At 65.8% G+C, this 17,606-nt stretch carries 13 protein-coding genes; 7 read left to right on the forward strand and 6 right to left on the reverse strand.

Annotated features, from left to right (window positions below):
• Positions 1–66: 66 nt before the first annotated feature.
• Together EV656_RS01150 and EV656_RS01155 are read right to left on the reverse strand one after the other, a co-directional pair.
• Positions 67–699, reverse strand: a complete 633-nt coding sequence (locus tag EV656_RS01150) for a YjbF family lipoprotein (RefSeq protein ID WP_132598609.1) — start codon at positions 697–699, stop codon at positions 67–69.
• Entirely contained in the window at positions 696–2,837 is a 2,142-nt protein-coding gene (locus tag EV656_RS01155; protein WP_132598611.1) for a YjbH domain-containing protein, read from the reverse strand. Before EV656_RS01155 ends, EV656_RS01150 begins: the two co-directional genes overlap by 4 nt.
• A gap of 326 nt (positions 2,838–3,163) precedes the next feature.
• On the opposite strand from EV656_RS01155, the gene EV656_RS01160 reads away from it, so the two are divergent.
• A complete protein-coding gene (locus EV656_RS01160; protein ID WP_165918912.1) occupies positions 3,164–4,192 on the forward strand; it encodes a polysaccharide biosynthesis/export family protein in 1,029 nt (342 codons plus the stop codon).
• A gap of 207 nt (positions 4,193–4,399) precedes the next feature.
• Here EV656_RS01160 and EV656_RS01165 read toward each other — a convergent pair whose 3' ends face one another.
• Genes EV656_RS01165 through gmd form a run of 3 tightly spaced genes read right to left on the reverse strand, consistent with a single transcriptional unit; the run spans position 4,400 to position 7,949 of the window.
• Positions 4,400–5,821, reverse strand: coding sequence for a mannose-1-phosphate guanylyltransferase/mannose-6-phosphate isomerase (locus tag EV656_RS01165; protein ID WP_132598615.1), 1,422 nt, complete (start codon positions 5,819–5,821; stop codon positions 4,400–4,402).
• A 37-nt stretch (positions 5,822–5,858) separates the two neighbouring features.
• Positions 5,859–6,827 carry a GDP-L-fucose synthase gene (gene fcl, locus EV656_RS01170; RefSeq protein WP_132598617.1) on the reverse strand — a complete coding sequence of 323 codons (969 nt, stop codon included), beginning with the start codon at positions 6,825–6,827 and terminating at the stop codon, positions 5,859–5,861.
• A gap of 3 nt (positions 6,828–6,830) precedes the next feature.
• On the reverse strand, positions 6,831–7,949 hold the full coding sequence (gene gmd / locus EV656_RS01175; protein ID WP_132598619.1) for a GDP-mannose 4,6-dehydratase: 1,119 nt from the start codon (positions 7,947–7,949) through the stop codon (positions 6,831–6,833).
• Between the two features lie 269 nt (positions 7,950–8,218).
• Between gmd and rfbC the strand changes: the two genes are divergently transcribed.
• From rfbC to rfbA, 4 genes are read left to right on the forward strand one after another with little or no spacing between them, the layout of a single operon-like run.
• Positions 8,219–8,782: a dTDP-4-dehydrorhamnose 3,5-epimerase gene (gene rfbC, locus EV656_RS01180; protein WP_132598621.1), complete on the forward strand. Its 564-nt coding sequence runs from the start codon at positions 8,219–8,221 to the stop codon at positions 8,780–8,782.
• On the forward strand, positions 8,782–9,825 hold the full coding sequence (gene rfbB, locus EV656_RS01185; RefSeq protein ID WP_132598623.1) for a dTDP-glucose 4,6-dehydratase: 1,044 nt from the start codon (positions 8,782–8,784) through the stop codon (positions 9,823–9,825). Before rfbC ends, rfbB begins: the two co-directional genes overlap by 1 nt.
• Complete coding sequence (rfbD, locus tag EV656_RS01190) at positions 9,822–10,679, forward strand: dTDP-4-dehydrorhamnose reductase (RefSeq protein ID WP_132598625.1); 858 nt, start codon at positions 9,822–9,824, stop codon at positions 10,677–10,679. The genes rfbB and rfbD overlap by 4 nt, the downstream gene beginning before the upstream one ends.
• A complete protein-coding gene (gene rfbA / locus EV656_RS01195) occupies positions 10,676–11,548 on the forward strand; it encodes a glucose-1-phosphate thymidylyltransferase RfbA (protein ID WP_132598627.1) in 873 nt (290 codons plus the stop codon). The genes rfbD and rfbA overlap by 4 nt, the downstream gene beginning before the upstream one ends.
• Here rfbA and EV656_RS01200 read toward each other — a convergent pair.
• On the reverse strand, positions 11,524–12,945 hold the full coding sequence (locus EV656_RS01200; RefSeq protein ID WP_165918913.1) for an MraY family glycosyltransferase: 1,422 nt from the start codon (positions 12,943–12,945) through the stop codon (positions 11,524–11,526). The genes rfbA and EV656_RS01200 overlap by 25 nt on opposite strands.
• A 428-nt stretch (positions 12,946–13,373) precedes the next feature.
• Between EV656_RS01200 and EV656_RS01205 the strand changes: the two genes are divergently transcribed.
• Positions 13,374–14,351, forward strand: a complete 978-nt coding sequence (locus tag EV656_RS01205; protein WP_132598631.1) for an efflux RND transporter periplasmic adaptor subunit — start codon at positions 13,374–13,376, stop codon at positions 14,349–14,351.
• On the forward strand, positions 14,344–17,577 hold the full coding sequence (locus EV656_RS01210; protein WP_132598633.1) for an efflux RND transporter permease subunit: 3,234 nt from the start codon (positions 14,344–14,346) through the stop codon (positions 17,575–17,577). The genes EV656_RS01205 and EV656_RS01210 overlap by 8 nt, the downstream gene beginning before the upstream one ends.
• Positions 17,578–17,606: the final 29 nt, after the last annotated feature.

The following is a 17,606-nucleotide window of genomic DNA, read 5'->3' on the forward strand; positions in this document are numbered from 1 at the left end:
TCAGGGCGTCCGATGTCCAGCGCATTTACAGCGGTGACGAGAGTTGCCGGAGTTCGCAGCGCTGTTTCAGCGAACCAGCAACTCAGTCTCCAGATAGCCGATTTCAGGGCTGATCCATTGGCGCGATTTCCACGTCGTGCCGTTGGCGCCGCGCCAGTAGACATTGGTGAACCCGCCCTCGGGCGAGGTGCAGCGCTCTTCGATGCGGGTAACGCGGTGGGGCTGGTCCATGATCGTGATCGTTTCGCCGGCCCGTGTGCCCGGCTTGCACAGGTAGCCACGGAACCGCTGGCGATACTCGCCGTCCAGATAGCCGATATGTCGGGGATAGCCGCGTTCGGGGCTGGCCCCGTTCATCATGGCGCGGGTGCCCGACAACTCGGCACTCATCATGTCTGCGCCCAGCCCCCGCGTGGCGGTCAGTATCCCGGCCTCGAAGGACAGCGAAACGGTGTTTGCCTGGCTCCAGGTCGTGACATCGCCGTTGCGCCCGCTGGGTGCAAGCAGCGCCGAGGTGCCCATGGCGGGCAGTGCGACATACATCACCGGGTGGCCCTGTTCCTGCAACGCGGCGCGCGTCAGTTGCGCCCGCGCGTCGGGTGCGGGGCCGGCAGAGCGCGGCAAGGGCAGGCTGGAACACCCGGCCAGGGCCAGGGACAGTGCCGCGGCGATGGCGGCCTTGGGGGCTGGATGTCTCATCGCCAGAAACGCCCCCAGCCGTCGCTCAGTTCCGGTTGGTGCAGCGGACGCACCCGGTCATACAGGCGCCCGTCCACGTTCAGCCGGGCACCGCCGTCGCGCGTGACCGGGCGCAGGGTGGCGGTATAGGCGTCCTTGGTCGGTTGACCCGACAGCCACGAAATCGGCACCGTCACGCGGATCCCCTTGTCAAAGGATCCCTCGCCGAAATCGCTGAAGGGCACATCGGTCAGCGTGGCAAAGGCCCCGACCCGCCAGCCATTCTCGAATTCCCGGTCCAGCGAAAAGGTCGCCCCCCAGTCCCCGGCCAGGTAACGCCCCGCATCTACCTGCGTATGGAAACCGTTGCCGATATCCCAGTAGGCGGACACATGCCCGGTCATCACATCGTAGTCCTGAAACCCGAACAGCTGATTGAAATCGCGCTGCTTGGCATAGTTGACCTCCACGCCCAGAGCCATGCGGCTGTCGACGGGTTTCCATAGCAGTTCCGCCGAGACGCCGCCGAACATCGGTTCCAGGTAACCGGCGGTCACGCGGCCATAGATGTCCTGGCCGGGCTTGAAATAATAGGCCCCGGTCAGGCTGGTGACCTCGGGGTCGCCGGCGCGGTCATACAGGTTGAAATCGCTGCGCACACGCGGCAGCACCGAGGTAGACGCCCGGGTGGACTGGTCGAGGTTGCCGACGATCTTCTTGCGGAAGGTGCCCGAAACCTCGACCCCGCGCATCGGCTGGAACATCGCCGACACTTCGGCGCCCAGATCGGCGCGCAGCGGGTTGTCGGGGTCGAACAGGCTTGGCGTGATGTAGGGCTTCAGCGACCACTGGAACGCCGGGTATCGGCCGGGCACGGCGGGCGGCGCCCCCGCAGCGGCGGCCCCGATCTGGCTGCGCTGGTAGCTGCGCCAACCGTTTTGCAGGTCGTGTTCCAGCGTTTCCAGGTCGCCGCGGGCGATCTCGACCTCGGACGCGGCCATCCCTGCGGTAACGGGCACGATCACAAAACGTTCCACCCCCGGCGGCATAAGGCCGGTCAGCGCGCGGGCGGTGCGCCCGATCGCCTGCGCCTCGCGCGGGTAGGTGTTGTTCTCGATCTCCAGCCGCACTGCGTCGCCCTGCAACTGCATGGCGTGCAGGCCGATCCCCTGCGCCGCCAGGGCAGAGGCCACCTTCTGCCGCAATCCACCCTCGGCCACCACATCGTCGGGCCATCCCAGTGCGGCCAGGCTGTCGCGCGGCACCACTGGCGGCGGGGCATTGTCACGTCCCCCATAGGCCGGCGGCGACTTGGGGTTCAGTGTCATGGTCAGTTGCGCGCCCAGTTCCGAGCCGTACAGATAATGCGCCGACAGCGCGACACCGGGGCGCAGGGCGTAAGTCGCGCCAAAATTGAAGGGCGATTCACGCTTGAACGCCGAGGGCGATTCATTCGGGTTCGCGTCCGAGGAATATTCCACCGCGAAAGACAGCCGCTCGGTGGCCTGCCACTCGACCCCGCCGAACAGCGCCGCGTCGCCCTGGAACCAGTTCCCGGTATTGACCCGCCCGCCCAGCGGTTTCGCCTTGGCGGAACGGGTGCGTAAACTGTCGGAAAACACCCCCAGCGGATTGTCAAAGCCGCCCACCCCGGCCAGCCGCCCCCAGCCGATCCCGCCGGTCAGGCGCAGTCTGTCGTTCAGTGTCTTGCTGGCCACCAGGTATTCAGAGGCATACAGCCCCGTACCCAGGAAATCGTTCAGGCCCACCGCCACCGCCGGACGCGACGGCGTTTCATCCATCAGCCGGTAATGCAAAGAGAAGCTGCGGTCGAAATAGGAATTCACCACAGCGCCCCCGACATTGGGGCGGATGTCCTTCATGCTGGAGTAGCGGAAGCTGCCCGAAAGACGCGGCAACAACTGGAAGGTCGCCGTATTGCGCAACTGCCCCGCAAAGAAGCTGGAAGTGAAGGCCAGTTCCCCATCAGGCCGGCTGTGCGCCGTGGGCATGTCGATCAGACCGGGATAGCCGTAGGTGTTGAACCCGGTGGTGATGACCGGTTGGGCCCGCGCGGCGGGCCACGGCGCGGGCAATGCCCCTGCCACAAGCGCGGCAAGCGCAACAATCCCGGCCTGTCCTGCGCGACGGTGCAACATGTCTCTCGTCTACCCCGTTCGCACGCCTGTAGGTAGACGAAAAATGCGTCGCCCGCGCGTGCTGCGGCCTGATCGTTGTGATCGGGCCACTATGGCGGCGTTTTCGCCGCCCGACCCTTTGATGCAACACCGTGCCGGAAAATCCCGCACCGGGGGGAAGGTTGGCCTTGGAACGGGGCACATGCCCGCTTAGAGTGCGTCCAACTACCGGCCCGGCATTTGCGGCCGGGGAATTTGCAAAGCGACAGAGCAGAGACATACCCGGAATGAAATTTGCCCCGTTCATGCTTGGCTGCCTTCTGGTCCTGGCCAGTTGTGGAGAGCACATGCGGTTCCCCGTAAGCCGCAACGCGCAGGAAAAACTGCCCTCGAATCTGACAGTCCTGCGCGTCACGCCGGAAAACATCGAACATGCGGTCGGGATGTATTACAGCCCGCGCGCGGAATACATCGGCTCGCCGCCGCCCAGCCCGGCGCGCTATACCTACCGCGTGGGGGTCGGCGACCAGTTGCGCGTTCAGGTCTGGACCACGCCCGAGCGCACCACCACCGGCGGCGAACCCAGCCTGCCGCAGGGCGAGGGACCGATCGTCGACGAAACCGGCATGTTCTTCTATCCCTTCGTCGGAGAGGTGCGCGGCCGTGGCCGCACCCTGCGTGAAATCCGGGCCGAACTGACGGAACGTTTGCAGGCCTATCTGCGCGACCCACAGGTCGAGGTCGCCGTGGAAAAGTTTCGCGCGCACAGCGTCATGATCACCGGCGCGATCGGCAATCCGGGGCCGACCGTCCTGACCAACGTCCCGCTGCATCTGGTCGACCTGCTGAACTCGTCGGGCGTGGGCAATGAATCCGACCTGTCACGGATCAAGCTGCGCCGCCGCGGCGTTGAATACACCATCAATGCGCGGCTGTTCCTGGAACAGGGTCAGCTTCAGCATAACCCGGTGCTGCTGCCCGGCGACACCGTGCATGTGCCCGAACTGCGCGGCAACCAAGTCTATATCTTCGGCGAGATCGCGACCAGGTCGCTGCAACTGGAAAACGGCAAGCAGTCGCTGACCGAGATCCTGGCCAAGGTCGGCGGGATCGATCGCCAGCGCGCCAACGCCAGGGGCGTGTTCGTGTTCCGCCGCACCAACGCCAGCAGCGGCGGGTTCGACGTGGTCTTTCAGTTCGACCTGACAGACGCCTCGACGCTGATCATGATGAAATCCTTCCCGATCATGCCGCAGGACATCATCTTCGTGACCAAGGATCCGGTTACCCGCTGGTCCGACACTGTGGGTCGTGTGCTGCTGCCGGCCACGGGCCTGTTGCGGGCGCGTGACGTCGCAAGGAACTTCAACGATTGATGAACAGCGCCGGACCGGTGTGCGAAACACCGGCCCGGCGCCATCCCGCCAATCTGCCGGGCAGCGCGGCGGAACGCACGGGCGCCGCAGCGCCGAACCCCGCCCCCCCCCCAATCGCAATACATGATCGCAGACGCGCACCCACGTTCAGACGGCGCGCCCGATCCCGTCCTGTCGCCGCCGCGGTAGGGGCCGCTGCGGACCCCTCTAGCGGCGCGCGTACAGATCCTCGTAGCGGATGATATCGTCCTCGCCCAAATAGCTGCCGGTCTGAACCTCGATCAGGACCATCGGCAGTTTGCCCGGGTTTTCCATGCGATGTACGGCGCCAAGGGGGATGTAAACGGACTGGTTCTCGGCCACCAGTTTCACCTCGTCATCAATGGTGACCCGCGCGGTGCCCTGCACCACGATCCAGTGTTCCGAGCGGTGATGGTGGGATTGCAGCGACAGCGATGCGCCGGGATGGACGACGATCCGTTTCACCTGAAAGCGGGCGCCCATGGCCAGGCTTTCGAACCAGCCCCAGGGGCGGTGGTCGCGGGGAAATTCCGTGGCCTGCCTGGCGCCCTTTTCCTTCAGGATCGCGACGGCCTCTTTCACGCGTTGGGCGTCGGTCTTGTGGGCAACCAGAACCGCATCGCCCATCGCGATGGCGATGGTGTCGGACAGGCCGATGCCGACGATCTGCTGGTCCTCGGTTTCCGAGCGCAGCAGGGTATCGCGGCAATCGATGGCCGAGGCGCGCTCTGAACAGACATTGCCATCGGCGTCTGGCCCTGCCTCTTGCCAGACGGCATCCCACCCGCCCAGATCGGACCAGTGCCCGTGATAGGGCATCACCTCCAGGTTCGTGGCCTTTTCCATCACCGCGTAATCGACCGAGATGTCAGCAAGCCCGGCCCAGGGCTCCGGTGCCAGCCGGGTAAAGCCGAGGTCGAGCTCCGCGCCGTCAAGCGCGGCGGTGACGCCCGCGACCAGATCGGGGGCGTGCTGCTCGAACGCGGCGCGCACCGTGCGGGCCGAGAACAGGAAGATACCGGCGTTCCACAGGTAGTTGCCCGCGGTCAGCATCGCGGCCGCGCGCGCGGCATCCGGTTTTTCGACAAAGCGGGCCAGGGGTTGCGGTGTCTGGGCCTTGGGATCGCTGCCTGCGGCAAGTTCCAGATAGCCATAGCCGGTTTCAGGGTGCTTGGGCGTGATGCCAAAGGTCACCATCAGGCCCGCCCGCGCGCGATCCGTGGCCGTGGCCACGGCGGCGCGGAACGCCACGGGGTCGGGGATGACATGGTCCGAGGGCGCGACCAGCATCAGGGCATCGGGATCGGTCCGTTCCAGATACAGCGCGGCGGCCAGGATCGCGGGGGCGGTGTTGCGCCCCTCGGGCTCGATCAGGACGGCCTGCGGCGCCTGTTCGATGGCGGCCAGCTGTTCGGTCACGATAAAGCGGAACGGATCGCCCGTCACGATCAGCGGGGCGGCAAAACCCTCGCCGGTCAGGCGGCGGGCAGAGGCCTGGAACAGGCTTTCCTCGCCCACCAGCCGGGTGAATTGCTTGGGATAGCTTTTGCGTGACAACGGCCAGAGCCGGGTGCCGGACCCTCCGCAGAGTAGGACGGGATGGATCATGGTCGAAACACTCCTGAATGGCGGGAATGGCGGGCGCTCAGCCGCGCAGATTTTCTCGGTTGTCCAGGAACCAGCGATAGGCCCCTTCGATCCCCTCGCGCAGGCCGATCCTGGCCCGCCAGCCCATCGCGGCCAGGCGGTCCACGTTCATCAGCTTGCGCGCGGTGCCGTCCGGTTTCGTCGGATCGGTGCCGATGCGGCCCGTGAACCCGGTCACCTCTGCCACGATCTGGGCCAGCTCCAGGATCGAGATGTCCTGCCCGGTGCCCACGTTGATATGGCTCAGCATCGGTTGGGTGTTGGCCTCGTAGGTGTCATGGGGCAGGTCCAGCACGAACAGGCTGGCCTCGGCCATGTCGTCGACATGCAGGAATTCGCGCCGGGGCGTGCCAGTGCCCCAGATCGTCACCTCTGACGCACCGGCCTGTGCCGCCTCGTGAAAGCGGCGGATCAGGGCGGGCAGAACATGGCTGTTTTCCGGGTGGAAATTGTCGCCCGGCCCATACAGGTTCGTGGGCATGACCGACCGGTAATCCACCCCGTGTTGCCGGTTGTAGCTTTCGCACAGCTTTATCCCGGCGATCTTGGCAATCGCGTAGGGCTCGTTCGTGGGCTCCAGCACCCCGGTCAGCAGCGCATCCTCGGCCATCGGCTGGACCGCGGCCCGCGGGTAGATGCAGGAAGACCCCAGAAACAACAGCCGTTCCACCCCGGCGGCATGGGCCTGGTGGATGACGTTCGCCTGGATCATCAGGTTGTCGTAGATGAAATCGGCCGGATAGGTGTTGTTGGCGTGGATGCCGCCCACGCGGGCGGCGGCCAGGATCACCACGTCCGGCCGTTCGGCCTGCATGAAGGCGCGCACGGCGGCCTGATCGGTCAGGTCCAGTTCCGCATGGGTACGGGTCAGCAGATCCAGCGCCGCGCCCTGGGCCTGCAGGGCCTGCAACTGGCGCAGGATCGCGCTGCCCACCATGCCGCGATGGCCGGCGACGTAGTATTTCATGGCTCAGCCCTCCAGGCTGACGGGGAAATCCATGCCGTGTTCACGCAGCAACGCATGGCGGCGGGCGGTTTGCAGGTCTTCGGCAACCATCTCGGCGCACATCTGGCGGGCGGTAATCTCGGGCTGCCATCCCAGTTTCTCGCGGGCCTTCGTGGGATCGCCCAGCAGGGTTTCCACCTCGGCGGGGCGGAAATAGCGCGGATCGATCCGCAGCACGATATCGCCCTGTTTCAGCGCAGGCGCCCGGTCGCCGGTCACGGTTTCGACGATGCCGACCTCGTCGGTGCCTTCGCCCTGAAACCGCAGGGTGATGCCCAGATCCTCGGCCGTCCAGCGGATGAAGTCGCGCACCGAATACTGCTTGCCGGTGGCGATCACGTAATCCTCTGGCGCGTCCTGCTGTAGCATCATCCACTGCATGCGGACGTAATCCTTGGCATGCCCCCAGTCGCGCAGCGCGTCGATATTGCCCATGTACAGGCAATCCTCCAGCCCCTGGGCGATGTTGGACAGGCCGCGGGTGATCTTGCGGGTGACGAAGGTTTCGCCGCGGCGCGGGCTTTCGTGATTGAAGAGGATCCCGTTGCAGGCATACATCCCGTAGGCCTCGCGATAGTTCACGGTGATCCAGTAGGCATAAAGCTTGGCCACCGCATAGGGGCTGCGCGGGTGGAACGGCGTGGTTTCGCGCTGCGGCACCTCTTGCACCAGTCCGTACAGCTCGGAGGTGGAGGCCTGATAGAACCGCGTGCTTTTTTCCAGCCCCAGAAAGCGGATCGCCTCCAGCAGGCGCAGGGTGCCGATGGCGTCCACGTCGGCGGTGTATTCGGGCGATTCAAAGCTGACGGCGACATGGGACTGCGCGCCGAGGTTGTAGACCTCGTCCGGCCGAACCTCGCGCAGGATGCGGGTCAGGTTGGAACTGTCTGTCAGATCGCCGTAATGCAGCTTTAGCCTTTGGTGATTGCTGTGCGGATCCTGGTACACATGGTCGATCCGCTGGGTGTTGAACAGCGACGCCCGGCGCTTGATCCCGTGCACCTCATAGCCCTTTTCCAGCAAAAGCTCTGCCAGGTAGCTGCCATCCTGCCCGGTGATGCCCGTGATCAGTGCCTTTTTCATCTGGTCGTCGATCCTTCCTCGGCTGGTTCCACCGTTTGTGGTCGCACTCTTTCCTCAGCGATCGACCCACCCCGAGGAGGACATATCGCCCATCGTAATACAATGCCGTTGGGAAAGGCACTTTTTCAATGTCTTGATGCGCCCCCCAGGATGTCTGCGTGCATCAGTTTTACCTGGGTGCAGAACGGCCCGATCACGCACCCCCCTTTCCCGTGACAACGCCCCTGCCTCTTGCTATGGCAAGGGCGAATTAAAGCGGAGGCAAGGTCGTGCAGGTAACCGAAACCGCCCTTCCGGGTGTGCTGCTGATCGAACCCGCGCGGTTCGGCGATGCGCGCGGATTCTTTTGCGAAAGCTGGAACCGCCAGCGCTTTGCCGATCATGGTATCGACCTGGATTTCGTGCAGGACAATCACTCCTTCTCGGTCCGCGCGAACACGGTGCGTGGGCTGCATTTTCAGGCCCCGCCGCACGCCCAGGCCAAGCTGGTGCGCTGCGGGCGCGGGGTGCTGTTCGACGTGGCCGTCGACATTCGCCGCGGCAGCCCGACCTATGGCCAATGGGTCGGGGCCGAGCTGAGCTTTGAAAATGGTCGCCAGCTCTTGATCCCGGCGGGTTTCCTGCATGGCTTTGCCACCCGCAGCGAGGAAACCGAAATCATCTACAAGTGTTCCGACTACTATGCCCCGGACTGCGAAGGTGCGGTGCGCCATGACGACCCGGATATCGGCATCGACTGGGGCCTGACCGGCCCGGCCGTGCTGTCGGACAAGGATGCCGCCGCCCCCTGGCTGCGCGACATCGACACCCCCTTTGCGTGGGGTGGGGCCTGATGCGCATTCTCGTAACCGGCGGCTGCGGTTTCATCGGCTCTGCGGTGGTGCGCCTGGCCATCGCGCGCGGGCATGAGATCATCAATCTCGACGCGCTGACCTATGCCGGGCGGCCGGAAAACGTGGCCAGCGTCGCCGACAGCCCGCTTTACCGTTTCGAACATGCCGACCTGCGCGACCGCCCCGCGCTGGACCGGATCATCGCCGCGCACGCGCCGGACGCAATCATGCACCTGGCCGCCGAAAGCCATGTGGACAGATCCATCGACGGGCCGCTGGATTTCGTGGAAACCAACGTCACCGGCACCTGTAATCTGCTGGAGGCCGCCCGCACCCACTGGCAGGCGCAGGGTCGGCCGGACAGCTTCCGCTTTCACCACATCTCCACCGACGAGGTTTACGGCAGCCTGGGGGCGACCGGCCTGTTCACCGAGGACACCCCCTACGATCCGCGCAGCCCCTATTCGGCGTCCAAGGCGGCCTCGGACCACCTGGTGCGGGCCTGGCACGAAACCTATGGCCTGCCGGTTGTGCTGACCAACTGTTCCAACAATTACGGCCCCTTCCAGTTCCCCGAAAAACTGATCCCCAAGGTGATCCTGAACGGGCTGGCCGGTCGCCCGATCCCGGTCTACGGGCGCGGTGAAAACGTGCGCGACTGGCTGTATGTCGAGGACCACGCCGAGGCGCTGCTGCTGGCGCTGGAAAAGGGCCAGGTGGGCCGCAGCTATAACATCGGCGGCCATAACGAACGGCGCAACATCGACCTGGTGCACACGATCTGCGATCTGCTGGACGACCGCCGCCCGCGGGCGGCGGGGCCGCATCGTGACCTGGTGGAATTCGTCGCCGACCGGCCCGGCCACGATGCGCGCTATGCGATCGATCCGGCGCGTATCCAGCGCGAACTGGACTGGCAGCCTTCGGTCTCGGTCGAGGAGGGGCTGGCCCGCACGCTGGACTGGTTCCTGAACAATGACGAGTGGTGGCATCCGCTTCTGGCCGAGGGCGGTGTCGAAACGCGCGTGGGGCTGGGCGGATGAGCATGCTGGTCTTTGGCGCGACCGGGCAGGTCGCCACGGAATTGCAGCGCCGGGCGCCGCTGGCCCGCTACCTGTCGCGGGATCAGGCCGACCTGTCCGATCCTGACGCCTGCGCGGCGCTGATCCGCCAGGCCGCCCCCTCGGCCATTATCAACGCTGCGGCCTATACCGCCGTCGATGCCGCCGAAGCGGATGAACCCCTGGCCCTGCGCATCAATGGTGATGCCCCCGCCGCGATGGCCCGCGCGGCCGCGGCGCTGGACGTACCATTTGTCCATATTTCCACCGATTACGTGTTCGATGGCAGCGGCACCCTGCCCCGCCACCCCGAAGAGGGGCCCGCCCCCTGCAACGCCTATGGCCGGACCAAGCTGGCCGGCGAACGCGGCATTGCCGCAGCGGGCGGGCGTTTTGCGATCCTGCGCACCTCTTGGGTGGTGTCAGCCCACGGGCGGAATTTTCTGAAAACGATGCTGACCCTGTCGGAAACCCGCGACAGCCTGCGCATCGTGGACGACCAGATCGGCGGCCCCACCCCCGCCGGGGCCATCGCCGCGGCCTGCCTGACCATCGCCGAGGAATTGGCCAGATCCCCGGACAAGGCGGGAACCTACCACTTTTCCGGCACACCCGACACCAGTTGGAAAGGCTTTGCCCAGGCGATCTTTGCCGCGGCAGGGCGCGATGTCGCGGTGCACGGCATCCCGACCCGCGATTACCCCACCCCGGCGGCGCGGCCGCTGAATTCCCGGCTGGATTGCAGCGCGACGGAACGGGCCTTTGGCATTGCCCGGCCGGACTGGCGCGCCGCCCTGCCGGACATCATCGCAGACGTTGGAAAGGACGGACCATGACCACGCGCAAGGGCATCATCCTGGCCGGTGGCTCGGGCACACGGCTGTATCCGATCACCATGGGCGTGTCCAAGCAGTTGCTGCCCGTCTATGACAAACCGATGATCTATTACCCGCTCAGCGTGCTGATGCTGGCCGGTATCCGGGAAATCGCGATCATCACCACCCCCCAGGATCAGGACCAGTTCCGCCGCGTGCTGGGCGATGGCAGCCAATGGGGCCTTGCGCTGCATTACGTGGTTCAGCCCAGCCCGGACGGGCTGGCCCAGGCCTATACCCTGACAGAGGATTTCCTGGACGGCGCCCCCTCGGCCATGGTGCTGGGCGACAACATCTTCTTTGGGCACGGGTTGCCCGACATGCTGGCCCAGGCGGATGCGCAGGATAGCGGCGGCACGGTGTTCGGCTACCATGTTTCGGATCCCGAACGCTATGGCGTGGTCGGCTTCGACGCGGATGGCAAGGTGCGCGAGATCGTGGAAAAACCGACGGTTCCCCCCTCGCGCTACGCGGTGACGGGGCTGTATTTCCTGGATGGCGACGCACCGCGCCTGGCGCGTGAGGTGCAGCCCTCGCCCCGCGGCGAGCTGGAGATTACCACGCTGCTGGAAATGTACCTGGCCGCGGGCAAGTTGCAGGTGGAACGGATGGGCCGGGGGTATGCCTGGCTGGATACCGGCACCCATGCCAGCCTGCTGGACGCGGGCAATTTCGTGCGCACACTACAACAGCGGCAGGGCCTGCAAACCGGCTGCCTGGACGAGATCGCCTTTGCCAAGGGGTGGATCACCGCCGAGGATCTGGCCAAGCGCGCCGCCCAGTTCGCCAAGAACGAATATGGCCGCTACCTGTCCGCGCTGATGGGCTGAGCGTCCTTCCGCGGTGGCGGGTTGTCGGTCAGCAGCCCACCGATCATGCCATTTTCCACCGTTGCCTGGAATTCGGCCGCGGCCGCGGCATCGGTGGCAAAGGTATTGGCCCACTCAACCGGGGCATTGTCGCGGTCTATGATCGCTAGCCGCCAGTCCTTTTCGCCCGTCTTGCGGTAGATCCGCACCAGCATGGTGCGGCCATAGCCGGTATATGTATGCGACAGGGGCGAACATTCCGAGGTCTGCGCCACGGTCTCCGTTTCCTGCCGGAACTTGCGCCGCCGCCGCACGGCCATGCGGGTGATCGCGACATTGGTCACCGCGAACAACCCGCCGAACACGGCCAGCGCAATCCACGCAGCCCGGGCGTCATGGGACAGCAGTACCCCTGCGATCACAGGCATCACGATCATCGGCGCCAGGGCCAGCGTCGCCATCGGATTGGACCGTTGGCGATGCGCACCGCCCAGCCACACGATCTCGATGAAGCGGCGCATCTTCTGGTGCAGGTGCATCCGGTCAGGCGCGAACACCGGGGCGCGGCTGGACAGGCGCCGCGCGATGGAATGCAGCGTGTCCGCAAAGGGCCAGAACAGGATCAGCAACAGCGCGGGAACGGCGATGTCCGGTTCACGGGCTGCCAACAGAAAGGCGATCCAGATCAGCGTATGCCCCACGCCATAGGATCCCGCATCGCCCATGAAAATGGTCCCGAAAGGCCAGTTCAACAGAAAGAACCCGACCATTGCCGCGCCCAGCAGGGCCGCCATCAGCGCCAGATCCCCCTGCCCGGCGCCCTGCGCCAGCAAGGCCAGTGCAATGCTGGCCGAAATGATGATGACCCCGGCCAGACCGTTCATCCCGTCCACCAGGTTCGTGGCGTGGCAGAACCCCGCCGAAACGAACACCGTCAAAAGGATCGCCAACGGCGCAAATGCCATAAGTCCGTCAAGCCCGGGGAGATCCGCCCGCATCACCCAGGACCCCAGGGCCGCAACCGCCACCGCGCCCGCCACGAACGAGGCCAGCAGGCGGCGAAACGGCGAAACCCGATGGCCCAGATCCTCCCACAGGCCCGCCAGCAGGGCAGGCAGCGCCGACATCAACAGCAGCGCGGGCAAGGTCGCATCCTCCCAATCGCCGATCAGGATCCCGGCGCCCAGCCCCGCAAAGATCGCGACCCCGCCCAACCGCAGAGGATTGCCTGTATGGGAACTTTGCACCGCCTGCGCGTCATCGCGCTCCCGCATAAGGCGAGACAGGGGGCGGCGATTCGCGACAACCGCAAGGGCCACGATGACCGTTGCCAGCGCCGAGATCAGCAAAAGCGCCCAAACCTCGGGGGACAGGTGCAAAAGCTGCGGATCGAAACGGAAAAAACCGGTTATGGGCATCAGGGTTGCGGACTCCCAGAGGGAAATAACGGCAAAATAGCTTGGTCGCAGTAGCGCTAAAGGCTGTATCAGCGCCCCGAAGATGCGGCCCCCTTGCTGCAATTGCAAAGGGTTTCCCGCCGGTTTTCGCCCAGTGGGGCGCCATGGCAACGGCCCACGCCCACGAATTGGGCAGCGCGTCCGATCGCGCCACGGATTCGACCCAGCCGCCAAGGGCAGGATCGGCGCGCGCATCCGGCACCGATTGGCCGACCCGCCGAACTGGCTGACCACGCCCCCCTGTTTGGCGATCGTCCTTGCCCCTTGCCAAACAGGTGATTCACGGCCATACATTCAAAAATTTGCATTTGTTCGTCCCACACGCAGAATCGTGTCACAGAAAAGGGGCGACAGGGCATCATCGGGGCCACCCCTAGAAGGAGCGAGAGATGTTGAGACCGATCCTCATGCTGCTGGCCGCCCTTGCGGCGCTGCCGGCCACGGCCGAGACGCTGGTTCTGGAACCCGTCGAAATCACCGAATGGAAAGCCGTCTATGGCGAGGTGGAAACCCGCGACCGCGTCCCCGCCCGCGCCCGCATCGGTGGCACCGTCGTAGAACTGACCGTGACCGAGGGCGACCGGGTCGAGGCCGGCCAGCAGATCGCCCGGGTCGAGGATGACAAGCTGGCATTTCAGCTTCGGGCGCTCGATGCGCAGCTGACCTCGCTGGAAAATCAGCTGGACACCGCCCAGACCGATCTGGACCGGGGCGCGGCCCTGCGCGAACGCGGGGTCATCACCCAGCAGCGGCTGGACCAGTTGCGCACCCAGGTCGAGGTATTGCAGGGCCAGATCGAAAGCACCCGCGCCGAACGCCGCGTGATCGAACAGCAGGTGACCGAGGGCGCGGTCCTGTCGCCCGATAATGGCGTCGTGCTGTCGGTGCCGATCTCCTTGGGCTCGGTCATCAACCCCGGCGAAACCGTGGCCGAGATCGGCGGCGGCGGCGTGTTCCTGCGCCTGTCCATCCCCGAACGCCACGCCACCACCCTGCAACAGGGCGGAGAGATCACCCTGGGCGCCGGATCGGGGATGGAGGGCACGACCGGACGGCTGGCCAAGGTCTATCCGCAGATCGAGGGCGGCCGCGTTCTGGCCGATGTCGAGGTTGCGGGGCTGGATGGCCGCTTTGTCGGGCGGCGGGTGCCCGTGCGCCTGCCGGTGGGGTCGCGCAGCGCCCTGCTGGTGCCTGACAGCGCCCTGACCCGCCGCGCGGGGCTGGACTTCGTCACCGTCCGCACACCCCAGGGCATGATGGAACGCAGCGTGGTGCCGGGCGAACTGGTCCGCCACGACGGCCAGGAATGGCGCGAAATCCTGTCCGGCCTGTTTGCCGGCGACCGTGTGGTGACCGAAAATGACTGAACCGCAGGCTGGCGGGGACACCCCGCGCAAGACACCGCTGGGCATCGCCGGCAACCTGACCCGCGGCTTTATCCGCTCGCCGCTGACGCCGCTGCTGCTGCTGGCCGCGCTGGCCGTGGGCCTGATCGCGCTGATGGCCCTGCCGCGTGAGGAAGAGCCGCAGATTTCCGTGCCGCTGGTCGATATCCATGTCCGCGCCGACGGGTTGCGCGCGGTGGACGCGGTCAAGCTGGTGACCGAACCGCTGGAAACCATCGTCAAGGGCATCGACGAGGTCGAGCACGTCTATTCCCAGACCGGCGACGATCAGGTGATGGTCACCGCCCGCTTTGAGGTGGGGCTGAGCCAGGACACCGCGATCCTGCGCGTCCGCGACAAGATACTTGCCAACCTGGACCGCATTCCCACGGGCATTCCCGAACCGCTGGTCGTGGGCCGGGGCATCAACGACGTGGCCATCGTGGCGCTGACCTTCAGCCCCGCGGCGGGGCAGACAGCCCTGACCGCCGCCGACCTGACCCGCGTCGCCCGCGAGGTCGAGGTCGAACTGACCAAGATCGAGGATGTCGGCCTGACCTACCTGGTCGGCGAAACCGAAGAGGCCCTGCGCGTGGCCCCCGATCCGGAAAAGCTGGCGCTTTACGGGATCACCCTGCAACAGCTTGTCGCCAAGGTCGAAAGCGCGAACTCCGCCGCGCCAGCGGGGCGGGTGCGCGACAGCGGGCAACAGATCGCGCTGGTGCTGGGCCAGACCCTGTCCACCCCCGAGGAAATCGGCAATCTGGAACTGACCGCGCGCGACGGGCGCACCGTCTATGTCCGCGACGTGGCCGAGGTGGCCTTTGTCCACGATCTGGACGAACACCACGTCGCCAGCCTGATCAAGGGCCAGGATGGCGAGGTCATCCGCCGCCCCGCCGTGACCCTGGCCCTGGCCAAGCGCGCGGGCGCCAACGCGGTGGTCGTGGCCGAACACGTCCTGCATCGCCTGCACGAGATGGAGGGGCGCATCATCCCCGATTCCATCGAGGTGGAAACCACCCGCGATTACGGCGAAACCGCCAGCGAAAAGGCCAACGAACTGCTGTTCCACCTGGGCCTAGCGACGATTTCCATCGTGGCACTGGTGCTGTTCGCCATCGGCTGGCGCGAGGCCATCGTCGTGGCCATCGTGATCCCGGTGACGATCCTGCTGACCCTGTTTGCCGCCCATATCATGGGCTACACGCTGAACCGGGTGTCGTTGTTCGCGCTGATCTTCTCCATCGGAATTCTGGTGGACGACGCCATCGTCGTCATTGAAAACATCGCCCGCCACTGGGCCATGAAGGGCACCGGCAGAACCCGCGTTCAGGCCGCGATCGAGGCCGTGGCCGAGGTCGGCAACCCGACCATCGTCGCGACCCTGACCGTGGTCGTGGCCCTGCTGCCAATGCTGTTCGTGTCCGGCCTGATGGGCCCGTATATGAGCCCCATTCCCGCCAATGCCTCGGCGGCGATGATCTTCTCCTTCTTCGTGGCGGTGATGATCACGCCCTGGCTGATGGTGAAAATCGCAGGCCGCGCCCCCACACATGACCACGAGGGCGACGCCGCCCATCCCGGCGGCACGCTGGGGCGCATCTATGCCGCCGTGGTCCGCCCGATCCTGTCGCGCAAATGGATCAGCCTGACCTTCCTGCTGGCCGTGGTGGTGGTCTCCTTCGGGTCGATGGCCGCGCTTTATACCAAGGACGTGACGGTGAAACTGCTGCCCTTCGACAACAAGTCGGAGCTGTCGGTGGTCATCGACCTGCCCGAGGGATCGTCGGTCGAGGCAACGGATGCGGTCGCCCAATCGGTCGCCCATATCGCGCTGGACATGCCCGAGGTGATCTCGGCGCAGACCCATGCGGGCACGGCGGCGCCCTTCAACTTCAACGGGCTGGTGCGGCACTACTTCCTGCGTGAATACCCCGAACAGGGCGATGTGCAGGTCAACCTGGCCCCCAAACATGACCGCGAGCGCGACAGCCACGACATCGCGCTGGACCTGCGCGAGCGGCTGCGCCCCCTGGACCTGCCACCCGGCAGTTCGCTGAAGGTGGTCGAGCCGCCCCCCGGCCCGCCGGTGATCGCCACGCTGCTGGCCGAAATCTATGGCCCCGACGCCGAAACCCGCCGTGCGGTGGCCGCCAAGGTGCGCCAGGCGTTCGAGGATACGCCCTTCATCGTGGATGTGGATGACAGCTTTGGCGTGCAGCCGCGGCGGTTGCGCGCGGAACTCAGCCCCTCGGACCTGGCCTTTTTCGACGTGCAAGAGGCGGACGCGCTGGACACGATGCGCCTGCTGAACGGCGAAACCACCGTGGGCTATTCCCACCGGGGCGAGGGGCGCGTGCCGATCCCCATCGTGGTGGCGCGGGACCAGTCCGACCGGGTGATCGACGAACGCGTCCTGTCCACCCCGGTCCCGGCAAACGCCCTGCCCGGCGGGCGCGGCGTGGTGGAACTGGGCGACGTGGTGCAGATCACCGAGGAACACGCGTCCTACCCGATCTTCCGCCACAACGGCCGCTATACCGAGATGGTGACGGCCGAACTGGCCGGTGAATTCGAGGCCCCGCTTTACGGCATGCTGGCCGTCCAGGACCGGATCGACGAAATGGACTGGGCAGATCTGCCCAAGCCCCAGATCAAGCTGCACGGCCAACCCCTGTCATCCGAGGACAGCGTGCTCTTGTGGGATGGCGAATGGGAGGTGACCTATATCACCTTCCGCGACATGGGCGCGGCCTTTGGCGTGGCACTGGTGGGGATCTACATCCTGGTGGTGGCGCAGTTCGGATCGTTCCGGCTGCCGCTGGTGGTGCTGACGCCGGTGCCGCTGACCTTCCTCGGGATCATGCTGGGGCACTGGCTGTTCTCGGCCCCCTTTTCGGCCACGTCGATGATCGGCTTCATCGCGCTGGCCGGTATCATCGTGCGCAACTCGATCCTGCTGGTAGATTTCATCCGAAACGCCGACCCGGACGGCAAGGTGACGGTCGACACGCTGGTCGAGGCCGGGGCGACCCGGTTCAAGCCGATCCTGCTGACCGCACTGGCAGCGATGATCGGGGCCTCGGTCATCCTGGCCGATCCGATCTTCCAGGGGCTGGCGATCTCGCTGCTGTTCGGGCTGGCATCCTCCACCGCGCTGACGGTGCTGGTGATCCCCGCGATCTACCGCATCTTCCGCACCTGAACGCGGGCGCTCGCGCCGATTGCGCGCGG

Origin of the sequence: Rhodovulum adriaticum, from assembly GCF_004345735.1 — a bacterium.
GTDB lineage: Bacteria > Pseudomonadota > Alphaproteobacteria > Rhodobacterales > Rhodobacteraceae > Rhodovulum > Rhodovulum adriaticum.

Excerpts from the sequence above, each read along its gene's own strand:
- EV656_RS01205 (WP_132598631.1), top strand. The coding sequence starts at position 13,374 with ATGTTGAGACCGATCCTCATGCTGCTGGCCGCCCTTGCGGCGCTGCCG.
- EV656_RS01210 (WP_132598633.1), top strand. The coding sequence starts at position 14,344 with ATGACTGAACCGCAGGCTGGCGGGGACACCCCGCGCAAGACACCGCTG.
- rfbD (WP_132598625.1), top strand. The coding sequence starts at position 9,822 with ATGAGCATGCTGGTCTTTGGCGCGACCGGGCAGGTCGCCACGGAATTG.
- gmd (WP_132598619.1), bottom strand. The coding sequence starts at position 7,949 with ATGAAAAAGGCACTGATCACGGGCATCACCGGGCAGGATGGCAGCTAC.
- EV656_RS01150 (WP_132598609.1), bottom strand. The coding sequence starts at position 699 with ATGAGACATCCAGCCCCCAAGGCCGCCATCGCCGCGGCACTGTCCCTG.
- EV656_RS01160 (WP_165918912.1), top strand. The coding sequence starts at position 3,164 with ATGCGGTTCCCCGTAAGCCGCAACGCGCAGGAAAAACTGCCCTCGAAT.
- fcl (WP_132598617.1), bottom strand. The coding sequence starts at position 6,827 with ATGAAATACTACGTCGCCGGCCATCGCGGCATGGTGGGCAGCGCGATC.
- EV656_RS01165 (WP_132598615.1), bottom strand. The coding sequence starts at position 5,821 with ATGATCCATCCCGTCCTACTCTGCGGAGGGTCCGGCACCCGGCTCTGG.
- rfbB (WP_132598623.1), top strand. The coding sequence starts at position 8,782 with ATGCGCATTCTCGTAACCGGCGGCTGCGGTTTCATCGGCTCTGCGGTG.
- rfbA (WP_132598627.1), top strand. The coding sequence starts at position 10,676 with ATGACCACGCGCAAGGGCATCATCCTGGCCGGTGGCTCGGGCACACGG.
- EV656_RS01200 (WP_165918913.1), bottom strand. The coding sequence starts at position 12,945 with ATGCCCATAACCGGTTTTTTCCGTTTCGATCCGCAGCTTTTGCACCTG.
- EV656_RS01155 (WP_132598611.1), bottom strand. The coding sequence starts at position 2,837 with ATGTTGCACCGTCGCGCAGGACAGGCCGGGATTGTTGCGCTTGCCGCG.